We start from the raw sequence: 21,983 nt of genomic DNA on the forward strand, positions 1-21,983 counted from the left end.
CCGCGGCCGGGCTGCCCGCCGCCGTGCCCCGCCGCCGCCGTGACCCTCGAAGGAGCCTTCCGATGACCTCCCTGCTCGCGATATCCGCCAGCCCCTCGGCCGGCTCGCGCACCGCCGCGCTGACGGCCCACCTGGTCCAGCTCCTGGCCGAGGCCGGCTTCCGGACCGGGCACGTCCGGGTCCGCGACCTGCCGGCGGCCGAGCTGCTCGCCGGGCGGGCCGACAGCGCCGTGCTGCGCGACGCCCTGGCCGCGGTGGCCGCCGCGGACGGGCTCGTGGTGGCGTCGCCCGTCTACAACGCGGCCTACAGCGGTCTGCTGAAGGCCTTCCTGGACGCACTGCCCCGCTCCGGGCTGGCGGGCAAGACGGTGCTGCCGGTGATGACCGGCGGGAGCCTCGCCCACGCGCTGGCCCCCGACTACGCGCTGCGGCCGGTGCTGACGGCGCTCGGCGCGCGGTACGTCGTCCGCGGCGCGTTCGTCCTCGACGCGGCGGTCGAGCCCCGGGACGGCGGGCCGCCGCGGCTGGCGCCGGAGGCCGCTCCCCGGCTGGAGCAGGCGGTGGCGGACTTCCTGGCCGCGCTGCCGCCGGACGTGCCCGGTGGACTGCCCGCGGCCGGGCGGTCCGGGCCGGGCGCCCTGGCGCGGAGATGACGACGGCGGTCCCCGGAGCCTCCGGGGACCGCCGTCGCCGTCCTGGGGGGTGTGCGCAAAGTCCCGCCGGGTCCGCGACGTTGCGCAGACCCCCTAGCCCTGGGCCTCGTCGGCGGTGTGCGGAAGGGTGATCCCGTGCTGGGCGGCGAGCCGCAGCAGTCCGGCGATCCGGCCCTCGTAGGCCTGGACGCCGTCGGCGTCCTGGTCGGTCCGGGCTGCCGCGAGTTCCTCGCGGGCCCGGGCGAGCTGCTCGCGCAGCTCCTGGTCGAACATCGCTGTCATTGCCGGCCTCCAAAAGGTCGGTGCCGCTCCGGGGAATGCGCGGGGCAGTTCAGAGTCTACGAAGGTGAAGAACTCTTCAAGTCCCGCCCGCCGCGTCGCCCGGGGTGGCGTTTTCCTGGCGCACGTGCCGGCGGGTCGGTCCGCCGGCAGGCGGACGGCGGGCGCCGCCGGGGCGCGCGGCCCGGGCGTGTGCGCCCTTGTTGTGCTAGCACTTCAGCGCTAGCTTGAATTTCATGGGTAAGAAGCAGCTGAACGTCCGGGTGGACGCCACCACCGCGGAGATGGCCCGGGAGCGGGCGGAGCAGCAGGGGATCAGCATGAACCAGTACATCGAGCGCCTGGTCCAGCAGGACATGGGCGAGGCCGGGCGGGCGTTCGTCGACGCCGCCGCGCAGTTCATGAAGGAGTACGAGACGGCCTTCCTCGCCGAGTTCGGCGAGCACGGAGACCTCCAGGACGTGCGCCGTTGAACCTGGAGGTCGACCTCTCATGGCTGCTCATGACAGCCGAGCAGTACACACCCGGTGACCCGCAGGTCACCGACTACGGATCGCTGCTCGCGGCGGTCACCCGCCACCAGGCCGAGATCTTCGACATCGCCGTCTACCCCGAACCGCAGGACCGCGCCGCCGCCCTGATGCACCAGCTCATCCGGGTGCCGGCCCTGGAGAAGACCAACGAACTGTTCGCCACCGCCGTCGCCTACGCCTACCTGGTGGCCAGCGGGTGCACCGTGGCGACCACCGCCCGTGAGGTGCGCAGCCTCGCCCGGGCCATCCGGGAGGGGCGGCTCGGGGTGTCCGGCGTCGCCGAGCGGCTGGCCGCCTGGGTGGTGGACGAGGCCGAGGGCGAGGACGTCAGCGGCGAGGACAACGAGGACGAGGAGTAGGCGCGGGCGCCTGGGCCTGGCGCCGGCCCGGCCGGGGCGCCGGGGGGTCGGGGCTCGGCCGGGTGGGCCCGCCGGTGCCGGCGGGCCCCTCGCTCGCCGTCGGCTACGCCGTGGCGGGTTCGCTCGCGGCGGGCTCGGTCGTCGTGGGTTCGGTCGCGGCGGGCTCGGCGATCAGGGCCGTCGCGAACGGGCGGAAACCCGCCCGGCGGTAGATCCGCGCGACGTCCTCGTCGGCGGCGGACAGGAAGACCGTCCGCACGCCGTTCGCCCGCGCGTGCGCGACCAGCGCCGCCGTCACCGCCAGGCCGAGGCCGCGGCGGCGGGCCGTCGGCAGGGTGCCGACGCCGGCCACCTCGGTGACCGGGCCGACCGGGTTGTGCTGGCCGGCGCAGAGCGCCGTACCGTCCTGGACGGCCGCGGCGAGCACGGTACGGCCGGCGGCGATCCGCTCGGCGATCCGCGCGACCGTGCCGTCGGAGGCCAACTGCTGGGCGGCTGACGCCAGTTCGTCGGGGCCGGCCAGGCCGGTGGCGGTGCCCGGCTCGCCGAACGCGAGGTGCGGGACGGCCACCGCGCTCGCGAGGTCCGGGTCCTCGGCGGCCAGCACCCGCACGGACACTCCCGCGGGCGGCGCGGTCTCCGGCACGGTGGGCTCCTGGTCCGGGCCCAGCACCAGCAGCGGGTGCTCGTGCACCGTCAGCCCGGCCTCCTCGACCGCCGCGCGCAGCCGCGGATCGTGCTCGGCCACCCACTCGAAGGCCTGCGGCGCGCCCAGCTCGCGCTGGCGGGCCAGCACGCGCAGGACGTCCTCGGCGGTGACCGCCGGGCCGGTGTGGCCGAGCGCCGGGCGGGCGTAGTACGGCCAGCCCTCGCCCTCGCGGACGAACAGGCTCAGCGGCCCGAAGTCCTCGACGCGGGCTGCGCTGCGCGGTACGGCGTCGTAGTAGCGCTCGATCTCGTCGAGGAGGGGGCGGAGGGCGGGATCAAGAGCGGCGGCAGAAGTCACGCGGTGCATCCAAGCAGGCCGGTCGGGTTCCTGCCAGCGATTTGCGGTCGGCCCGCCGTGCACGGGGTCGGCGCGCGGACGGGCGGTCCGTGTGCGGACGGCCGGGTTTCCCGGGCCGCTGCCGCCCACTCCGGGGGCCGGGCATATCGGACCGATTGTTGCCGAATGCTTACAGGCCGGGCGATCTTGTGTGCGGGCCGCGTGGCATCCTGGGGCCTTTACAGCTCCGCCGGACCGGACGGCGGGCGTCGGCACGGGGAGAGGCGAGGGGGATGACAGGCTCATGAGGCTCTGCTTTCTGGTCGAGGAGCACTACCGGCACGACGGCATGCCGCTCGACGTGGTGCGTCAACTCACCGCCTGGGGCCACCGGGTGGACGTGCTGCGGCCCGGGAACTCGCTGATGGCGATCTCCGAGGCGGTGCGGGCCGGCAGCCATGACGCCTGGGTGCTCAAGACCGTCTCCGGCGGACCCGGCCTGACCCTCCTGGAGGCGGCCGCCGCCGTCGGCCTCACCACCGTGAACGACGTCCGTTCCATCCGCGGCGTCCGGGACAAGGCGCTCGCCGCCGTGATCGCGCGCACCCGGGGCCTGCCGGTTCCGGTGACCTACGCCGCCGCCCGCTGGGAGTGGCTGGCCGAGATTCCGGCCGCCGAGTACCCGCTGGTGGTCAAGCCCGCCGACGGCAGCTCCGGTCGGGCCGTGCGGCTCGTCCCCACCCCCGACCACCTGGTCGAACTCGGTCCCGAGCTGGCCGGCGAGGGCCTGCTGATCGCCCAGCCGTACGTGCCCAACTCCGGTACCGACCTCAAGGTGTACTGCGTCGACGGCGAGCTCTACGCGACCGAGCGCTGCTCCCCGCTCCACCCCGGCCAGGGGGTGCGCGAGCGGCAGGTGCCGCTCGGCGGCGACGTCGCGCGGATCGCCGCGCAGGTCGGGGAGGTGTTCGGCCTCGACCTCTACGGCGTCGACGTGCTGCTCGGCCCGGACGGACCGGTGGTCGTCGACATCAACGACTTCCCCAGCTTCCGCCAGGTGCCGGACGCGGTCGCCCGGGTCTCCCGCGCCGTGCTGCGGCTGGCCCGCACCGGCACGGCCGTCTCCGCCCCGGCGCCCGCGCTCGCGCAGGAGCCGTCCGGGCCGATCGCCGAGCCGGTCCGGCTGCCCGTCCAGGGCGCGGCCGTGGCCGTGGGCGGCGCGGGCCCGTTCGACGGCCTCGGACGCGCCGACCTCGTCAACGGCGCGGTGGGCGGAACGCTGTGAGGATCGGCCTGCTCACCCCCGACCCCGGTCACCCGCTGCTCGCCGCCACCACCGCGCTGCTGGCCCCCGACCACCGGGTCGAGAGCCTCGACGCCAACCGCGACGACCTCCCGCCCGTCGACCTCCTCGGCCCCGGCCCGCTCGCCGACGTGTACCTGCTCAAGGCCCGCACCCCGCAGGCCCTGGCGCTCGCCCGCCACCTGGAGGAGCGAGGCGCCCCCGTCGTCAACTCGGCCGCCGCGACGGCGTTCTGCCAGGACCGCACGGCCATGGCCGACCTCGCCCGGCGGTCCGGCCTGCCGTTCGCCGCCACCCGCACCGCCGCCGCCCTCACCGAACTGCCCGATCCCGACTACCCGTTGGTGATCAAGAGCCGGCACAGCCGGCGGGGCGACCTGGTCGCCCGGGTCGACGACGCGGCCCGGCTGCGCGCCCTCGCCGAGGAGTGGCCCGACGAGCCCGTGGTGGTCCAGCCCTACCTCGCCGGCACCGGCTGGGACCAGAAGCTCTGGGTCGTCGACGGGCAGGTGTTCTGCGCCCGCCGGCGCTCCGAACTCGCCGAACCCGCCGGCGAACCCGCCGACGGCGGGGCGTTCGGCCCCCGCGAGCTGCCCGCCGACCGCGCCGGGCTGGCCCGCCGGGTCGGCGAGGTGTTCGGCCTCGACGTCTACGGCGTCGACCTGCTCGACGGCCCCGCCGAGCCGGTCATCGTCGACATCAACGCCTTCCCCGGCATCCGCGGCCAGGCCGGCGCCCCCGCGGCCCTCGCCGCCCTCGCCCTGCGGGTGGCCCGGCAGGGCGGCGGCCACCGCGTCCCGGCACCACGGGATGCGCGGCGGGACACCGCCGGTCGTTAGGCTTGAGCCCTCCGGCCGGACCGCACGACCGGACGGCGAGAGAAGACGGACGTTGCTGCAGGACATCCAGCCCTACCTGGCCTGCCCGCACTGCGCGCAGGCCCTCACCCCCGACGGACGCGCGCTGCGCTGCCCGACCGGGCACAGTTTCGACGTCGCCAAGCAGGGCTACGTCAGCCTGCTCGCCGGTGACGCGCACACCGGCACCGGTGACACCGCCGACATGGTCGCCGCCCGCAGCGACTTCCTCGCCGCCGGCCACTACCGCCCGATCGCCGACGCACTCGCCGAAGCCGCCGCCGCCGTCGCGCCGGACGGCCTGGTCGCCGACCTCGGCGCCGGCACCGGCCACTACCTCGCCCACGTCCTGGACGCCCTGCCCGACCGGCCCGGCGCCGCCCTCGACATCTCCAAGTACGCGCTGCGCCGGGCCGCCAGGGCCCACCCCCGGATCGGCGCCGTGGTCTGCGACGCCTGGCGGCCGCTGCCGCTGCTGGACGGCGCGGCCGGGCTCGTCCTCAATGTCTTCGCGCCGCGCAACGGCCCCGAGATCCGTCGTGTGCTGCGCCCCGGCGCCACCCTGCTGCTGGTCTCGCCGACGCCGCGCCACCTGCGCGAACTCGTCGGCGCGCTCGGGCTGCTCTCGGTCGACGAGGAGAAGCAGCGCCGGATCGACGAGAAGCTCGGCCCCCATCTGACACCGGCCGGGCGCCAGGAGGTCGAGTTCGGGCTGCGGCTGTCCGCCGCCGACGTCCGCACGGTCGTCGGCATGGGGCCGAGCGCCTGGCACACCGACCGGGAGCGGCTGGCCGCCCGGCTCGCCGACCTGCCGGACCCGGTCGAGGTCACCGCCTCCGTGACGGTCGCCGCCTACCGGCGCTGAGCGGGTGGGCGGGGGCCGGGGGTGCCGGGGGGCCGGGGGTGCTCGGCGGTGTGGGGGCCGTAGTCCCGGGTCGGTACACGGCATAGCCCCTGGTCGGGCTGCGGCCGCCTCGTTGGGATGAAGGTGCCTCATTGGGATGAATCTGCCGGGCAGGCACGTTTCTGCCACCCGAGCGGGGGCTAACGTCCGACGGGTGAACCGCGACGCCACCCGGCCCGCAGCGCCGGCCCACCCCCATCAGCGGACCCCGGACCCAGGCCCGCCGCCCGTGCAGCGCCCCACCGTCGAGGAGATCCGGCTCACCTCGTTCAAGTCCTACCGGCGCGCGGTCCTGCCGCTCGCGCCCCTCACCGTGCTGTACGGGCCCGCCGGCGTCGGCAAGTCCAACGCCCTCGACGCCCTCGCCGTCCTCTCCCGGCTCGCCCTCGGCGAGGAGATCGCCGACTCCCTCGACGGCCTGCCCGGCCGCGGCGGCCCCCTCGGCACGGCCATCCGCGGCGGCCTCGACGGCTGCGTCCCGCACGGCCGCGACGCCGTCATCCTGGGCTGCACCGTCCGCTCGGACCAGGGGCCGATCCGGCTGGAGCTGGTCATCCGCACCGACGGCCCGGTCCGGATCGCCCGCGAGCAGCTCACCCTCGACGGCCGGACCCTCGTCCAGACCGGTGAGCAGGACCTCCGCCGCCGCCGCGTCAACGTCGGCTGGCACAACGACACCCGGCAGGGCGACATCCACGCCCCCTTCCCGAACACCACCCTGATCACCGCCCAGATCCCGCTGCGGGTCGCCGGGTCCTCGCCCGGCGAACGGACGGTGCTGGCCGCCACCGAACAGGTGCTCACCGCCCTGCGCGAGGTCTTCCCCGTCCACCCCGTGCCCGGGCTGATGCGCGACTGGGCCCGCCCCGACCCGCAGGCCCGCCTGCTCGGCAGCGCCGCCAACATCTCCGCCGTGATCGCCCGGCTCAGCAACGAATGCGCCCGCCGGTACGGCCAGCTGCTGCGCGTCGTCCAGTCCGCCGCCCCGCACCCGCTGCTCGGGATCGACCTCGCCCACCGCGGCGCCGGCGCCGACGAACGGGTCCTCGCCGTCTTCGACGAGGGCGTCCTCGGCCGCACCGGCGCCGACCAGGCCTCCGACGGCATGCTGCGCCACCTCGCGTTCGCCGCCGTGCTGCTCACCGGCGCCGGGGTGCTCGACCTCGACGTGGCCACCGAGGTGCCCTGGGCGCACCGGCAGCTCACCGTGCTCGCCGAGGACCTCGGGGCGGGGCTCGGCACCGAGCAGGCGGCCTCGTTGCTGCGGCTCGCCCGGGAGATGGCCGGCCGCAACCAGCTGCGGGTGCTGGCCGCGCTCCAGGAACCGGCCGCGGTGCGGGAGGCGTTCGGCGGGCCGGGCGAACTGCCGCCCGGAGTCGCCCTGGTGGAGTGCCGGCGCGACCCCGGCTCCGGGCACACCGTGCTGCGCACGGAGACCGCGCGGGTACCGGCCCAGGCCGCGCGCGGGGAGGCGGCGGGGCCGGTTCCGGGAGCGCCGGGGGTGGTCGGGCCACCGCGGCGGGCGGCCGCGGCCCGGGATGCGGTAGACCTGGACGGGTGAGCGATCGAGAGACGGAACCCGCCGGCCCCACCCTGGAGGGCCTGCGACAGCGGCTGACGGAGTTCGCCGCGGCGCGCAGCTGGGAGCCCTTCCACACGCCGAAGAACCTGGCCGCGGCGCTGACCGTGGAGGCCGGCGAGCTGCTGGAGATCTTCCAGTGGCTCACCCCCGAGCAGGCCGCCTCGGTGATGTCCGAGCCGGACACGGCGCACCGGGTGCGGGACGAGGTAGCCGACGTCCTCGCGTACCTGCTGCAGTTCTGCACGGTGGTGGGCGTGGACCCGCTGACTGCCCTGGCGGCCAAGATCGAGCGCAATGAGCTGCGCTTCCCGGCGCCGGGGTCCGGGACGGGACCGGGGGCGGGGTCCGCGCACTGAGGGTCGGGTCGGTCCGGGGGGCGGACCGTCGGGGGCGGACCGTGGGCGGGACCGTCGGGTTCCGGCGGTGGGCGGAACCGTCGGCCGGGCCCCGGCCGCGCCCCGTGCTGCGGTCGGCGTCAACCGGGCGTGGGCGAACAACCCCTGGGAGGGACAAGAGTTGTCCACAGTCCCGGGGTTGTCCACAGGTTCCGAGCAGGTGGCTGCGCCGATCCCGTCGCCGGCGCACGCTTTCGCCGTGACCAGGTGTCCACCGGTCGTACGGGCCCTACGGGTCGTACAGCCGGGCGGGCACGGTGAGAACGGGTGGAAGGGGTGGCGGCCGATGGAGGCGCTGCGACTGATCAAGACGGCCCGGCACGCCCTGGCGGAGGCCAGGAACGTGTCCGACGTGCTGCTGGAGGCGCGGCAGGCCGCGCTGCTCACCGAGGCGGTGGGTGCCCGGCTGGCGGAGCTGGAGGATCCCGGACCGGACGACCTCGGGCTGGCGGGCCTCGGCCAGCAGCTGGCCGAGGCGGGTGCGCACGCGGCCGGCTGCCTGGACCAGTCCGCGGGCGACTCGTCCGCCCTGCTGGGCCTGGGCATCGGCGGCCGCGCCGGGCGGCTGACCGGGCTCGGTGAGATCGGCCCGGCCCTGGAGGGGCTGCTCGGGCTGCTCCAGGAGGTCGGCGAGACGCTGGTGGTGCTGGCCTGCGGGGCCGACACCGAGAGCCTCTACTGGACGTGCATCGACGGGGTCGACGCCGGCGCCGACTGCAAGGAGGTGGTGGGCCGGCTGCGGGAGGCCGTCCGACGGGCCGAGGGTGATCGGGAGACGACGGGCGACGAGGTCGATCCACCGCCGGTCCCGCTCCCGGCGGCCGGACAGGGGTCGCCGTTACTGGTGCTCCGGCTCGGCCCGCCGGGTGACGGCGAGCCGGGGCAGGAGGCTCCGCGGCCGGACTACCGGGTGCCGGGCCCGGCAGGTGCGCCGGAGGTGTCCGTGCCGGTGGGGTAGCCGCTCGGGGAGGTGCGCCGGGCGCCCGACGACTGCAGGTCGGCGAGGTCCGCGGTGACCGAGGCGAGCAGCTCCTGCATCTGCTCCAGCATGCTCTTCGGGGTGGCGGCGCCGGTCGGCCGTGCGGCGGCCGACCCGGACGGGTCGCTCGGGGACTGTGGCGCGGCAGGTGCCTCGGACCAGGGTTCGGACATGAGGGGACCTCTTCGGATCGGTGGTGCGGCGTCAGGCGGGCGGCGGCGGGCCGGCCGGTGGCGCGGGGTGGCCCGCCGCCTCGTCGACGGCTCCGACGACCCGCCCCAGCAACCAACGAATCTCCGCGCGGCCGGGTCACCGGGCACCACCCGATGCGGTCCAACTCCCGTCGACCGTAAGCCTCCCGGGTGAGCCCGGGTTGCCGCCGGTGAGCCGCCTCGGCTAGGCACCGGGCAGGCAGGCAGGCAGGCAGGCAGGCAGGCAGGCAAGCAAGCAGGCGCGCGGGCAGGCGGGCACGCGGGCACGCGGCTGGGCCGAGTGGGGCCGAGTGGGGACAGTGCGGCCGGTGTCGGCACGGCCGTGCCCGTGCCCGGACCCGGCGACCGTCCGGCTCGTCGTCCGGGCTGTCACCGGCCCGGACGACGAGTGCCTCAGGAGGGGAGCGGTGGGAGGGGTGGGGGTGGGCCCCGAAGACGGGCAGACGCCACCCCGGGCAACCGCCCCGGAAAGCCGAAGCCCCGGCGCCGCCGAAGCGGCGCCGGGGCCCGAGACCTCGAAGGAGGCGATCAGTTGTGCGCGTGCAGCTCGGCGTTCAGACCGCCCCAGGAGCCGGCGCGGGCGATGACCTCGACCGCACCGGTCTGCGAGTTGCGGCGGAAGAGGAGGTTGTCCTGGCCGGACAGCTCCACCGCCTTCGCCACCTTGCCGTCCGGGGTGGTCACCCGGGTGCCGGCGGTGACGTACAGACCGGCCTCGACCACGCAGTCGTTGCCGAGCGAGATGCCGATACCGGCGTTGGCGCCGAGCAGGCAGCGCTCGCCGACCGAGACGACCTGCTTGCCGCCGCCCGACAGGGTGCCCATGATCGAGGAGCCGCCGCCGATGTCGCTGTGGTCGCCGACCACGACGCCCGCGCTGATCCGGCCCTCGACCATGGAGGTGCCCAGGGTGCCGGCGTTGAAGTTGACGAAGCCCTCGTGCATCACGGTGGTGCCGGCGGCCAGGTGCGCGCCGAGCCGGACACGGTCCGCGTGCGCGATCCGCACCCCGGAGGGGGCGACGTAGTCGGTCATCCGCGGGAACTTGTCGATCCCGTACACGGCGAGCTGGCCGCCCTGGGCGCGGACCGCCAGCCGGGCCTGCTCGACCTTGTCCACCTGCACCGGGCCGATGCTGGTCCAGGCCACGTTGGCGAGCAGCCCGAACAGGCCGTCCAGGCTCTGGCCGTGCGGCTTCACCAGACGGTGACTCAGCAGGTGCAGGCGCAGGTAGGCGTCGTGCGCGTCGATCGGCTTCTCGTCGAGCGAGGCGATCGTGGTGCGCACCGCGACCACCTCGACGCCGCGGCGCGCGTCGGCGCGCAGCGCTTCGGCGGCGCCGGCGCCCAGCTCGGTCTCGGCCTGCTCGGCGGTCAGGCGGACGGTGCCGGCCGGGCCGGGCTCGGCGGCCAGGGCGGGGGCGGGGTACCAGGTGTCGAGGACGGTGCCGTCGGCGGCGATGGTGGCCAGACCGGCGGCGACGGCGCCGCTTGCGAGGGAGGTGGATTCAGCAGTCACATCGTGCACGTTAACGAATGCGGGCCGTCGGTGCCGAACACGCTCACCGTGCGGACGGGGCCGCAGGGCGCTCCTGGCCGCGGTACGGCAGGGTCCGGAGCCGTCGCGGAAGGCCCCGGAAGCGCCGTGCGCGATGTCCCCGGCGGGCCGTCGCGGGGCCTGCCCGGGAGACCACGCCACGCCCGGGCGCGCGGAACCCGGTGCCCGGCGCGCAAAACCCGGTGCTCGGCGGGCGGGAGCTGGGCAATACTCGGGCCGGTGTTCATGTCGATCTCCACCACCGGTACTGCCGAGAGCCCGGCCACCGACCTCGGCTTCCTGCTGCACAAACACCCCGGCAAGGTCCAGCGGTTCGGGACGTCGCACGGCGAGGCGCACGTCTTCTACCCGGAGGCGGCCGACGAGCTCTGCACGGCCGCGCTGCTGCTCGACATCGACCCGATCGCACTGGTCCGCCGCGGCCGGGGCAAGGGGCGGGGCGGCTCGCCGGACTTCGCGCTCGCGCAGTACGTCAACGACCGCCCCTACGCCGCGTCCTCGCTGCTCGCGGTGGCCCTGCGGACGGTGTTCCGTTCGGCGATGAAGGGTGTCTGCGAGGCCCGCCCCGGGCTGGCCGAGCGTCCCCGCCCGCTGCGGATCGCGCTCCCCGCCGTGCCCGCCAACGGTTCGGGTGAGGGCGGCGGCCCGGCCATGGTGGCCCGGCTCTTCGAGCCGCTGGGCTGGCAGGTCGAGGCGGTGGCGATCCCGCTGGACGAGGAGTTCCCCGAGTGGGGCGAGTCGCGCTACGTGCGGGTCGAGCTGTCCTGCGCGGCCGTCCGCCTCGCGGACGCGCTCCAGCAGCTCTACGTCCTGCTGCCGGTGCTCGACGGTGCCAAGCACTACTGGGTCGCCCCGGACGAGGTCGACAAGCTGCTCGCCGCCGGCGAGGGCTGGCTGGCCGACCACCCGGAGCGGGCCCTGATCGCCCGTCGGTACCTCTCCCGGCGCTGGTCGCTCACCCGGACCGCGATGGAACGCCTGGAGCTGGCCCGGCTCGCCGAGGCCGACGACCGCGAGGTCGAGGAGATCGACAACGCGGTGGACGACACCGACGGCTCCGAGCCCGGCGCCGCGCACCCCGTAGGCGCCGAGCCGGCCGAGCCCGCCGAGGAGACGGCGCCGGGGGCCGCGCCGAAGCAGCCCCCGCTCGCCGAGCAGCGCCGGACGGCGATCCTGGCCGCCCTGCGCGAGGTCGGGGCGGCCCGGGTGGCCGACCTCGGCTGCGGGCAGGGCGAGCTGATCGGCGCCCTGCTCAAGGACGCCCGGATCACCGAGGTGCTCGGGGTCGACGTGTCCGCCCGGGCGCTGGCAGCGGCGGCCCGCAAGCTGCGGCTGGAGCGGATGCCGGAGCGTCAGGCGGGCCGGGTCAAGCTGGTCCAGGGTGCGCTGACGTACACGGACGCGCGGCTGAAGGGCTTCGACGCGGCCGTGCTCTGCGAGGTGATCGAGCACCTGGACGAGCCCCGGCTGCCCGCCCTGGAGTACGCGGTGCTCGGGGCGGCCCGCCCGTCGGCGGTCGTCGTCACCACGCCGAACGCCGAGTACAACGTCCGCTGGGAGAGTCTGCCGGCCGGCCACGTCCGGCACGCCGACCACCGCTTCGAGTGGGACCGCGCGCAGTTCCGTGCCTGGGCCGAGCGGGTGGCGCGGACGTACGGCTACACCGTCGTGATCCGCCCGGTCGGGCCGGAGGACCCCGAGGTGGGGCCGCCGACCCAGCTCGCGCTGTTCCGCGTCGGCGCCCCGGCCGAGCCCACGGTCCCCACGGCCGAGCCCACGGTCCCCCCGGCCGAGCCCACGGTCCCCACGGCCGGCTCCACCGTCTCCTCCGACCCGGCGGCCGCCGGTGGCGGCACCGTCGCCGCCGGCACCACCGCACCCGTCCGCACGACGCCCGAAGGGGGCGAGCCCCGATGACGACCGACGACGACGCACAGTCCCCGAGCCCCACCGGGCCCACGCCCACCACCGCGGAGACCCCCGGCACCCCTGGCACCCGCACCCCCGGCACCCCCGGGGCGCGCCGCCTCCCGGTCACCGACGTCTCCCTCGTCGTCCTGATCGGCACCAGTGGCGCGGGCAAGTCCAGCTTCGCCCGCAAGCACTTCCTGCCCACCCAGGTGATCTCCTCCGACTTCTGCCGCGGCCTGGTGGCCGACGACGAGAACGACCAGTCCGCCTCCGCCGAGGCCTTCGACGTGCTGCACTACATCGTCGGCAAGCGCCTCGCGGCCGGCCGGCTGACCGTCGTGGACGCCACCAACGTCCAGTCGGAGGCCCGCAAGCAGCTGATCCGGATCGCCCGCGACCACGACGTGCTGCCGATCGCGATCGTGCTGGACGTCCCCCCGGGCGTCTGCGCCGAGCGCAACCGCTCCCGCCCGGACCGCCAGCTGCCCGCGCACGTGGTCCCGCGCCAGCACCGCGAACTGCGCCGTTCGGTGCGGGGCCTGGAGCGCGAGGGCTTCCGCAAGGTGCACGTCCTGCGCGGCGAGGCCGAGGTCGAGGCCGCCGAGATCGTGCCCGAGAAGCGCTTCAACGACCTGCGCCACCTCACCGGTCCGTTCGACATCGTCGGGGACGTCCACGGCTGCCGCTCCGAGCTGGAGACGCTGCTCATCCGCCTCGGCTACGCCGTCGCGCGGGACGACGCTGGCCGCGCGGTGGACGCCGTCCACCCCGAGGGCCGCACCGCCGTCTTCGTCGGCGACCTCGTCGACCGCGGCCCGGACACGCCGGGCGTGCTGCGCCTGGTGATGGGCATGGTCGCGGCCGGGCACGCGGTCTGCGTCCCGGGCAACCACGAGAACAAGCTCGGCCGGGCCATGGAGGGCAGGAAGGTCACCGTCTCGCACGGCCTCCAGGAGTCGCTGGACCAGCTGGCGGGGGAGTCGGAGGAGTTCCGCGCCGAGGTCCGGGCGTTCATGCGCGGCCTGGTCAGCCACTACCTGCTGGACGGCGGCGCCCTGGTGGTCTGCCACGCCGGCCTGCCGGAGAAGTACCACGGCCGGGCCTCCGGCCGGGTGCGCTCGCACGCGCTCTACGGGGACACCACCGGCGAGACCGACGAGTACGGCCTGCCGGTGCGCTACCCGTGGGCGGAGGAGTACCGGGGCAGGGCCCTGGTGGTCTACGGCCACACGCCGGTGCCGGTGGCGAGCTTCCTCAACAACACCATCTGCCTGGACACCGGCTGCGTCTTCGGCGGCAGCCTGACCGCGCTGCGCTACCCGGAGCGCGAGCTGGTGAGCGTCGAGGCGGAGCAGGAGTGGTACGCGCCGGTCCGGCCGATGATCACGGACGCGCCCGGCTCGCGCGAGGGCCGTCCGCTGGACCTCGCGGACGTGGCCGGCCGCCGGGTGGTCGAGACCGCGCTGCACGGCCGGATCGCCGTCCGGGAGGAGAACGCGGCGGCCGCGCTGGAGGTGATGAGCCGCTTCGCGATCGACCCCCGGCTGCTCGCCTACCTGCCGCCGACCATGGCCCCGAGCGCGACCTCGCGCCGCCCCGGCTACCTCGAACACCCGGAGGAGGCCTTCCTCGCCTACCGCGAGGACGGCGTCCGGCAGGTGATCTGCGAGGAGAAGCACATGGGCTCCCGCGCGGTCGTGCTGGTGGCCCGGGACGACACGGCGCTGGAGAAGCGGTTCGGGCTGGCCGGCCCGGGGGCGATCTGGACCCGGACCGGCAGGGCGTTCCTCGGCGACGACGGCCTGACCGCCGCCGTCCTGGGCCGGCTGCGGGCCGCGGCCGAGAGCTCCGGGCTCTTCGACCGGCTGGGCACCGGCTGGCTGCTGCTGGACACCGAGCTGATGCCGTGGTCCCTCAAGGCCACCGAGCTGCTGCGCCGCCAGTACGCGGCGGTCGGCGCGGCGGCGCGCGCGGCGCTGCCGCAGGTGCTCACCGCGCTGGACCAGGCGGCCGGCCGCGGGCTCGACCTCTCCGCGCTGACGGCCCGCCAGCGGCAGCGCGCCGCCGACGCGCGGGCCTTCACCGAGGCGTACCGGCGGTACTGCTGGCCGACCGAGGGCCTGTCCGGCATCCGACTGGCGCCGTTCCAGGTGCTGGCCGCCGAGGGGGCGAACCTCGCGGTGCGCCCGCACGACGAGCACCTCGCCTGGATCGACGGCCTGGTCGACGCCGACCGCGCGGCCGAGCCGGACGCCCCGGTCCTGCACCGGACGGCCCGGCTGCTGGTGGACACCGGTGACGAGGCGTCCGTCGCCGCGGCCGTCGCCTGGTGGGAGGAGCTCACCGGGGCGGGCGGCGAGGGCATGGTGGTCAAGCCGCTGGTCTCGCCGGCCCGGGGCAGGGCCGGGGAGGGCCGCCCGGGCGGGCTGGTCCAGCCCGGGGTCAAGGTCCGCGGCCGCGAGTACCTGCGGATCATCTACGGGCCCGACTACACCCAGTACCTGGACCAGCTGCGGCAGCGCTTCCTCGGGCACAAGCGCTCGCTGGCGCTGCGCGAGTACGCGCTGGGCCTGGAGGCGCTGGACCGGCTGGCGGCGGGCGAGCCGCTCTGGCGGGTGCACGAGCCGGTGTTCGCCGTCCTCGCGCTGGAGTCCGAGCCGGTCGACCCCCGGCTGTAGGGCGGGACCGCGGCGACCGGCCTGCGCCGCCCGCCGCGCCCGGTCGACCCGTCGGCGGGCCCCGTCCAGGAGCCGCGTCACCGGGGCGGGCCGGGCCCCCGCGGGCACCCCGCGGTGCCCGGCCCGCCCCGCGCCCGGTACCGTCGCCCGTCTCGGCGGGCCCGGCCGCGCCCGGTTCGCCCGAGCGGCCGGGGGTGTCGAAGCCCCGGTCGGCCGGACTGCCGCGAAGGCTTTGCATACAAATTCCAACCGTCGTATACAATTGCCGCTTCGCCGTTCGTCCACGTCACCCCAGGAGCCCGGCATGGCCTTCAACCTCCGGAACAGGCACTTCCTCAAGGAGCTCGACTTCACTCCCCAGGAGTTCCGTTTCCTGGTGGACCTCGCCGCTCAGCTCAAGGCGGCGAAGTACGCGGGCACCGAGCAGCCCCGACTGCGGGGCAAGAACATCGCGCTGATCTTCGAGAAGACCTCCACCCGGACGCGCTGCGCCTTCGAGGTCGCCGCCCACGACCAGGGCGCCACCACCACGTACCTGGACCCGTCCGGCTCGCAGATCGGCCACAAGGAGTCGATCAAGGACACCGCGCGGGTGCTCGGCCGGATGTTCGACGGCATCGAGTACCGGGGCCACGGCCAGGAGGTCGTCGAGGAGCTGGCCGCCCACGCGGGCGTCCCGGTCTGGAACGGTCTGACCGACGAGTGGCACCCCACCCAGCTGCTCGCCGACGTGCTGACCATCCAGGAGCACACCGCCAAGCCGCTGCCCGAGGTGACCCTCGCCTACCTCGGCGACGCCCGCTCCAACATGGGCAACTCGCTGCTGGTCACCGGCGCGCTGCTCGGCATGGACGTCCGGATCGTCGCGCCCCGGGCGCTCTGGCCCACCGAGGACGTCCGCAAGGCGGCCGAGGTGCTCGCCGGGTCGACCGGCGCCCGGATCACCCTCACCGAGGACGTCGCCGCCGGGGTGGCCGGCGCCGACTTCCTCTACACCGACGTCTGGGTCTCGATGGGCGAGCCCAAGGAGGTCTGGGCCGAGCGGATCGAGCTGCTCAGGCCCTACCAGGTGTCGATGGACACCGTCCGGGCGACCGGCAACCCGGCCGTGAAGTTCCTGCACTGCCTGCCCGCCTTCCACGACCTGGGCACCGTGGTCGCGCGGCAGCTGCACGAGCTGACCGGGATGGCCGAGCTGGAGTGCACCGACGAGCTGTTCGAGTCGGATCACTCCATCGTCTTCGACCAGGCGGAGAACCGCCTGCACACCATCAAGGCCGTCCTGGTCGCCACCCTCGGGTCATAGGGATCGCCGGACGGGCCCTGGCGGCGGTCAGAGCTTCAGCTTGACGCAGGCGGCCCGGTCGCCCGCGGCGTGCGGTCCGGCCGGGGTGCCCGCGTGCAGGACCAGCGAGCGCGCCTCGCCCGGCCGGGGGTGCCAGGCCACCGAGCCGGCCGCCGAGCCGGTGCCCCGGCCGTCGGTGCGCAGCGTCAGCCGCAGCTCGTTGCGGTCGTTGGCGTAGGCGGGGTCGGTGGACGGCTGCACCGGGTCCACCGCGTGCTGGTAGTGCGGGCCGGAGGCGGCCGGGTCGGCCCCGCAGGAACCGGTGTGCAGGTGCGCCGGGAACTCGTGGTCCGGAGCGAGCCCGGACACCGTCATGGTCAGCAGGGTCTGCCCCGGCACCGAGCGGTCCACCACCACGCGGACGTGCGAGCCGTACGGCACCAGGTCGGCGGCGTGGCTGATCGCGGTCGGCGGGACGAAGGCGGAGGCCGGGTCGAAGGCCGCCTCGACCACCGAGACCACCCGGGCCCCGGCGCCATCGGCGTCAGCGGCTTCACCGGAGGTCCCGGCGCCGCCGGACCCCTCGGAGAGCGGGGACGCCGGCGCGGCCTGGGCGGGGGGAGCGGTCGCGGCGGTGGCGGCGGGCGCCAGCAGGGCGAGCGGGAGCAGGGCGGCGGCGATCGGACTGGGCATCGGCGGGCCTTCCGGGGAGCGGGCGAGCGGTACGGCGGACGCCGTGCTCAACGGCGGTCGCCACCGAACGGACACCCCCGGCACGCGCTCGGTCTCCCCGGGCCGCCCGCACCGGCTCGGCCGCCCCCCTGCGCCCGGTCCCCACCCCGGTCCCCGCGCCGCCGCCTTGCCGGAGCCCCGGTCCCACCCGCGAACACCGCTGGACGCCCGGCCTTGGGGGCCCCGTCACGAAAGGTTCGGGAGAGATGTGCCGGGCGCGGGCAGCGTGGAGGTGGTGCCGACGTGGCGGACGCGCCGCCATGCACTATGGTTTATCTCGACATCGAGATAACTGCCCATTACTCTATATCTCGACATCAAGATACTTGCCGAGAGGCGCTCACCGGCGGTGCGGGCAAGGTCAGCCTAAGTAAGGCTGACCTTACCACCGTGGCGGCCGGATACCGCACGAAGCACCTAGAAGGAGTCAGTCGTGTCCGCGAACAGCTTCGACGCCCGCAGCTCGCTGCAGGTGGGCGACGAGTCGTACGAGATCTTCAAGCTCTCCGCCGTCGAGGGTTCCGAGCGGCTGCCCTACAGCCTCAAGGTGCTGCTGGAGAACCTGCTCCGCACGGAGGACGGCGCGAACATCACCGCCGACCACATCCGCGCGCTCGGCAACTGGGACGCCGACGCCCAGCCGAGCCAGGAGATCCAGTTCACTCCGGCCCGAGTGATCATGCAGGACTTCACCGGCGTGCCGTGCGTGGTCGACCTCGCCACCATGCGTGAGGCCGTCAAGGAGCTGGGCGGCGACCCGGCCAAGATCAACCCGCTGGCCCCGGCCGAGCTGGTCATCGACCACTCCGTCATCGCCGACAAGTTCGGCACCCCGGACGCCTTCGTCCAGAACGTCGAGATCGAGTACGGCCGCAACAAGGAGCGCTACCAGTTCCTGCGCTGGGGCCAGACCGCGTTCGACGAGTTCAAGGTCGTCCCGCCCGGCACCGGCATCGTCCACCAGGTGAACATCGAGCACCTGGCCCGCACCGTCATGGTCCGGGGCGGCCAGGCCTACCCCGACACCTGCGTCGGCACCGACTCGCACACCACCATGGTCAACGGCCTGGGCGTGCTGGGCTGGGGCGTCGGCGGCATCGAGGCCGAGGCCGCGATGCTCGGCCAGCCGGTCTCCATGCTGATCCCGCGCGTGGTCGGCTTCAAGCTCAACGGCCAGCTGCCGGCCGGCACCACCGCCACCGACCTGGTGCTCACCATCACCGAGATGCTGCGCAAGCACGGTGTGGTCGGCAAGTTCGTCGAGTTCTACGGCGAGGGCGTCACCGCGATCCCGCTGGCCAACCGCGCCACCATCGGCAACATGTCGCCGGAGTTCGGCTCGACCTGCGCGATCTTCCCGATCGACGCCGAGACCATCAACTACCTCAAGCTCACCGGCCGCAGCGAGCAGCAGCTCGCCCTGGTCGAGGCGTACGCCAAGGAGCAGGGCCTCTGGCACGACCCGTCGGTCGAGCCGGTCTACTCCGAGTACCTGGAGCTGGACGTCTCCACCGTCGTCCCGTCGATCTCCGGCCCGAAGCGCCCGCAGGACCGCGTGATCCTGGCCGAGGCCGCCGACAAGTTCGCCGAGGCGCTGCCGACCTACTCGGCCGAGGCCTCGAAGCCGACCGCGGTGACCGCCCCCGACGGTTCGACCTACGAGATCGACAACGGCGCGGTCGTGATCGCCTCGATCACCTCCTGCACCAACACCTCCAACCCCTCCGTCATGCTGGGCGCCGCCCTGCTCGCGAAGAAGGCCGTGGAGCGTGGCCTGACGGTCAAGCCGTGGGTCAAGACCACCCTGGCCCCCGGGTCCAAGGTCGTCATGGACTACTACGAGAAGGCCGGCCTGCTCCCGTACATGGAGAAGCTGGGCTTCAACCTGGTCGGCTACGGCTGCGTCACCTGCATCGGCAACTCGGGCCCGCTGCCCGAGGAGGTCTCGGCCGCGGTCAACGAGTCCGACCTGGCCGTAGTCTCGGTGCTCTCCGGCAACCGCAACTTCGAGGGCCGGATCAACCCCGACGTCAAGATGAACTACCTGGCCTCCCCGCCGCTGGTGGTCGCGTACGCCCTCGCGGGCAACATGAACGTCGACATCACCCGCGACGCGCTGGGCCAGGACGCCGACGGCAACGACGTCTTCCTCGCCGACATCTGGCCGTCGGAGCAGGAGGTCGCCGACACCGTCGCCGGCTCCATCGACGAGGCCATGTTCGACAAGGGCTACCAGGACGTCTTCGCCGGTGACCACCGCTGGCAGTCGCTCCCGGTCCCGACCGGCAACACCTTCGAGTGGGACGCCGAGTCCACCTACGTCCGCAAGCCCCCGTACTTCGAGGGCATGGCCAAGACCCCGAGCCCGGTGACCGACATCGCCGGCGCCCGCGTCCTGGCCAAGCTGGGCGACTCGGTCACCACCGACCACATCTCCCCGGCCGGCAACATCAAGCCGGGCACCCCGGCGGCGCAGTACCTGACCGCCAACGGTGTGGAGAAGCGCGACTTCAACTCGTACGGCTCGCGCCGCGGCAACCACGAGGTGATGATCCGCGGCACCTTCGCCAACATCCGCCTGCGCAACCAGATCGCGCCGGGCACCGAGGGCGGCTACACCCGCGACTTCACCCAGGCCGACGCGCCGGTGTCGTTCATCTACGACGCCTCGCAGAACTACCAGGCCGCCGGCATCCCGCTGGTCGTCCTGGCCGGCAAGGAGTACGGCTCGGGCTCGTCCCGTGACTGGGCCGCCAAGGGCACCGCGCTGCTGGGCGTGAAGGCCGTCATCGCCGAGTCCTACGAGCGCATCCACCGCTCCAACCTGATCGGCATGGGCGTCCTGCCGCTGCAGTTCCCGGAGGGCCAGAACGCCGAGTCCCTCGGTCTGACCGGCGAGGAGACCTTCTCCTTCACCGGCGTGACCGAGCTCAACGAGGGCCGCACCCCGGCCACCGTCAAGGTCAAGGCCGTCGGCGCGGACGGGAGCAGCAAGGAGTTCGACGCGGTCGTGCGCATCGACACCCCCGGCGAGGCGGACTACTACCGCAACGGCGGCATCCTGCAGTACGTGCTGCGCAGCCTGATCGGCTGAGCACCGCACGGGCGGCGGGGCTGAGCGAGGAAGAACGGCTCCGCCGGTAAAGAGGCAGTCAAGAGGCCGGATCGCGTCAACGCGGTCCGGCCTCTTGTATGTCCGGCCCGAATGGACTAAACCTCTGTTTCAGCTTGGTCCAGACCATTTGACGCTGAATCAGAGAAAGCCGCAGGTCTTCTCCCATGCGCATGATCAGTCGCACCGCCGCCCTCATCGCCGCCGCCACGGTGGCCGCCGCCCTCGCGGCCCCCACGGCCCAGGCCCACGACCGTGACCACGGCCCGAAGCTGAAGGGGCAGCGGGTCGGCTACTTCACCCAGTGGGGCGCCGACAGCTCCGCGAAGCGGGTGCAGGAGTCCGGTCAGGCCGAGAAGCTCACCGTCATCAACTACGCCTTCGGCAACGTCTCCGCCGAGGGCACCTGCTTCGAGTCCAACGAGGCCGGCCAGGGCGACGCCCTGAACGACTACCAGCGCCCGTTCTCCGCCGCCGACTCGGTGGACGGCGTCGCCGACCGCCCGGGCCAGAAACTCAAGGGGCATTTCAACCAGCTGCGCAAGCTCAAGGCCGAGAACCCGCAGCTCAAGACGGTGATCTCGCTCGGCGGGTGGAGCTGGTCCAAGTACTTCTCGGACGCCGCCGCCACCGAGGAGTCCCGCCGGAAGTTCGTCTCCTCCTGCGTCGACCTGTACATCAAGGGCAACCTGCCCCAGCTCGGCACCGCCGAGGGCGGCAAGGGCGCCGCGGCCGGCGTCTTCGACGGCATCGACCTCGACTGGGAGTACCCGGGCGGCGGCGGTGACGCCGGCAACGTGGTGCGCCCCGAGGACGGCCGCAACTTCACCCTGCTGGTGCAGGAGTTCCGTCGCCAGCTGGACCAGCTCAGCGGCCGCAGGGGGCCGCACTACCTGCTGACCGCGGCGGTGGCCGCCAACGAGACCGTCGCCGCCCGGCTGGACCTGCCGGCGCTCTCGCGCTCGATGGACTGGCTCAACCTGATGACCTACGACCTGCACGGCCCGTGGGAGGGCACCGGCCCGGCCGCCCATCACGCCAACCTGTACTCCGACCCCAAGGACCCGTCGCCGCTGCAGCGCAGTGCGGACAAGGCGGTCGACTACTACACCCAGCACGGCCTGCCGGGCTCCCAGACCGTGCTCGGCGTGCCGTTCTACGCCCACGGCTGGACCGGGGTGGCGGCCGGCAAGCAGGGCGGCCTGTACCAGCCGGCCACCGCGGCCACCGCCGACTTCACCTACAACGAGGTCTCCCGGCTGCCCGGCAAGGTCTACACCGACCGTGACCACGGCGCGTCCTGGAAGTACGACGGCACCAACTTCTACAGCTACGACAACGCCGAGGTGCTCACCCAGAAGGCCCGCTACACCCGGTGGAACGACCTGGCCGGGGTGATGGTCTGGTCGCTGGACGGCGACGACGCCGACGGCAGCGCGCTCGCCGCCCTGGACCGCGGCCTCCAGCGCGGCTGACCGCTCCCGACGCGGAGCCCCTGCCCGCCGGCCTCCGACGCGGAACCCCAGTGCACCGGCCCCCCGACGCGGAACCCCCGACGCGGAACCCCAGTGCACCGGCCCCCCGACGCGGGAGCCCCCGCCGCGCGTGCGCGCGGCGGGGGGGCCCCGGGGGCGGCCGGGCGGGGGGCAGGCGCCGGCGGAGGGCCG

At 74.5% G+C, this 21,983-nt stretch carries 19 protein-coding genes; 14 read left to right on the top strand and 5 right to left on the bottom strand.

Annotation, left to right across the window (positions count from 1 at the left end):
• Positions 1-62: 62 nt before the first annotated feature.
• Positions 63-653, top strand: a complete 591-nt coding sequence (gene ssuE, locus ABZ495_RS31265; RefSeq protein WP_352289250.1) for an NADPH-dependent FMN reductase — start codon at positions 63-65, stop codon at positions 651-653.
• Between the two features lie 93 nt (positions 654-746).
• On the opposite strand, the gene ABZ495_RS31270 is transcribed toward ssuE, so the two are convergent.
• The gene (locus tag ABZ495_RS31270) at positions 747-935 is read right to left on the bottom strand and encodes a hypothetical protein (RefSeq protein WP_329487668.1); all 189 of its coding nucleotides are present in this window, start codon (positions 933-935) and stop codon (positions 747-749) included.
• Positions 936-1,168: 233 nt separating this feature from the next.
• On the opposite strand from ABZ495_RS31270, the gene ABZ495_RS31275 reads away from it, so the two are divergent.
• Both ABZ495_RS31275 and ABZ495_RS31280 read left to right on the top strand, forming a co-directional pair.
• Positions 1,169-1,405: a toxin-antitoxin system HicB family antitoxin gene (locus ABZ495_RS31275; protein ID WP_329487667.1), complete on the top strand. Its 237-nt coding sequence runs from the start codon at positions 1,169-1,171 to the stop codon at positions 1,403-1,405.
• A gap of 29 nt (positions 1,406-1,434) precedes the next feature.
• Complete coding sequence (locus tag ABZ495_RS31280; protein ID WP_329487666.1) at positions 1,435-1,824, top strand: fic family toxin-antitoxin system, toxin component; 390 nt, start codon at positions 1,435-1,437, stop codon at positions 1,822-1,824.
• Between the two features lie 103 nt (positions 1,825-1,927).
• Here the strand turns inward: ABZ495_RS31280 and ABZ495_RS31285 are convergent, their stop codons facing one another.
• Complete coding sequence (locus ABZ495_RS31285; RefSeq protein ID WP_359839230.1) at positions 1,928-2,830, bottom strand: GNAT family N-acetyltransferase; 903 nt, start codon at positions 2,828-2,830, stop codon at positions 1,928-1,930.
• A gap of 283 nt (positions 2,831-3,113) precedes the next feature.
• Here ABZ495_RS31285 and ABZ495_RS31290 point away from each other — a divergent pair, with 283 nt between their 5' ends.
• The 6 genes from ABZ495_RS31290 (at position 3,114) to ABZ495_RS31315 (ending at position 8,808) form a co-directional block, all read left to right on the top strand.
• On the top strand, positions 3,114-4,094 hold the full coding sequence (locus ABZ495_RS31290) for a hypothetical protein (RefSeq protein WP_329487664.1): 981 nt from the start codon (positions 3,114-3,116) through the stop codon (positions 4,092-4,094).
• Positions 4,091-4,951 carry an alpha-L-glutamate ligase gene (locus ABZ495_RS31295; RefSeq protein ID WP_359839232.1) on the top strand — a complete coding sequence of 287 codons (861 nt, stop codon included), beginning with the start codon at positions 4,091-4,093 and terminating at the stop codon, positions 4,949-4,951. The genes ABZ495_RS31290 and ABZ495_RS31295 overlap by 4 nt, the downstream gene beginning before the upstream one ends.
• Positions 4,952-5,003: 52 nt before the next feature.
• A complete protein-coding gene (locus ABZ495_RS31300; protein ID WP_329487662.1) occupies positions 5,004-5,834 on the top strand; it encodes a putative RNA methyltransferase in 831 nt (276 codons plus the stop codon).
• 268 nt (positions 5,835-6,102) lie between these two features.
• Entirely contained in the window at positions 6,103-7,434 is a 1,332-nt protein-coding gene (locus ABZ495_RS31305; protein ID WP_359839234.1) for an ATP-binding protein, read from the top strand.
• The gene (locus ABZ495_RS31310; RefSeq protein WP_359839236.1) at positions 7,431-7,811 is read left to right on the top strand and encodes a nucleotide pyrophosphohydrolase; all 381 of its coding nucleotides are present in this window, start codon (positions 7,431-7,433) and stop codon (positions 7,809-7,811) included. Before ABZ495_RS31305 ends, ABZ495_RS31310 begins: the two co-directional genes overlap by 4 nt.
• Before the next feature lie 325 nt (positions 7,812-8,136).
• Complete coding sequence (locus ABZ495_RS31315) at positions 8,137-8,808, top strand: DUF6099 family protein (RefSeq protein WP_359809378.1); 672 nt, start codon at positions 8,137-8,139, stop codon at positions 8,806-8,808.
• Here the strand turns inward: ABZ495_RS31315 and ABZ495_RS31320 are convergent.
• Positions 8,754-9,002 (bottom strand): hypothetical protein, encoded by a 249-nt coding sequence (locus ABZ495_RS31320; protein ID WP_359839238.1) that lies wholly within the window; start codon positions 9,000-9,002, stop codon positions 8,754-8,756. The genes ABZ495_RS31315 and ABZ495_RS31320 overlap by 55 nt on opposite strands.
• 567 nt (positions 9,003-9,569) lie before the next feature.
• Positions 9,570-10,568, bottom strand: coding sequence for a 2,3,4,5-tetrahydropyridine-2,6-dicarboxylate N-succinyltransferase (gene dapD / locus ABZ495_RS31325; RefSeq protein WP_359809376.1), 999 nt, complete (start codon positions 10,566-10,568; stop codon positions 9,570-9,572).
• A 249-nt stretch (positions 10,569-10,817) separates the two neighbouring features.
• Between dapD and ABZ495_RS31330 the strand changes: the two genes are divergently transcribed.
• From ABZ495_RS31330 to argF, 3 genes are all read left to right on the top strand, one after another.
• Positions 10,818-12,515 (top strand): 3' terminal RNA ribose 2'-O-methyltransferase Hen1, encoded by a 1,698-nt coding sequence (locus ABZ495_RS31330; RefSeq protein WP_359839240.1) that lies wholly within the window; start codon positions 10,818-10,820, stop codon positions 12,513-12,515.
• Positions 12,512-15,187, top strand: a complete 2,676-nt coding sequence (locus tag ABZ495_RS31335) for a polynucleotide kinase-phosphatase (protein WP_359839242.1) — start codon at positions 12,512-12,514, stop codon at positions 15,185-15,187. The genes ABZ495_RS31330 and ABZ495_RS31335 overlap by 4 nt, the downstream gene beginning before the upstream one ends.
• Before the next feature lie 304 nt (positions 15,188-15,491).
• The gene (argF, locus tag ABZ495_RS31340) at positions 15,492-16,493 is read left to right on the top strand and encodes an ornithine carbamoyltransferase (protein ID WP_359839244.1); all 1,002 of its coding nucleotides are present in this window, start codon (positions 15,492-15,494) and stop codon (positions 16,491-16,493) included.
• Between the two features lie 27 nt (positions 16,494-16,520).
• On the opposite strand, the gene ABZ495_RS31345 is transcribed toward argF, so the two are convergent.
• Positions 16,521-17,165, bottom strand: a complete 645-nt coding sequence (locus ABZ495_RS31345) for a superoxide dismutase family protein (RefSeq protein ID WP_359839245.1) — start codon at positions 17,163-17,165, stop codon at positions 16,521-16,523.
• A gap of 472 nt (positions 17,166-17,637) precedes the next feature.
• On the opposite strand from ABZ495_RS31345, the gene acnA reads away from it, so the two are divergent.
• The gene (gene acnA / locus ABZ495_RS31350) at positions 17,638-20,298 is read left to right on the top strand and encodes an aconitate hydratase AcnA (protein WP_359809366.1); all 2,661 of its coding nucleotides are present in this window, start codon (positions 17,638-17,640) and stop codon (positions 20,296-20,298) included.
• A 185-nt stretch (positions 20,299-20,483) separates the two neighbouring features.
• The gene (locus tag ABZ495_RS31355) at positions 20,484-21,791 is read left to right on the top strand and encodes a glycoside hydrolase family 18 protein (RefSeq protein WP_359839247.1); all 1,308 of its coding nucleotides are present in this window, start codon (positions 20,484-20,486) and stop codon (positions 21,789-21,791) included.
• Positions 21,792-21,983 lie beyond the last annotated feature (192 nt).

Source organism: Kitasatospora sp. NPDC005748, from assembly GCF_040630735.1.
GTDB lineage: Bacteria > Actinomycetota > Actinomycetes > Streptomycetales > Streptomycetaceae > Kitasatospora.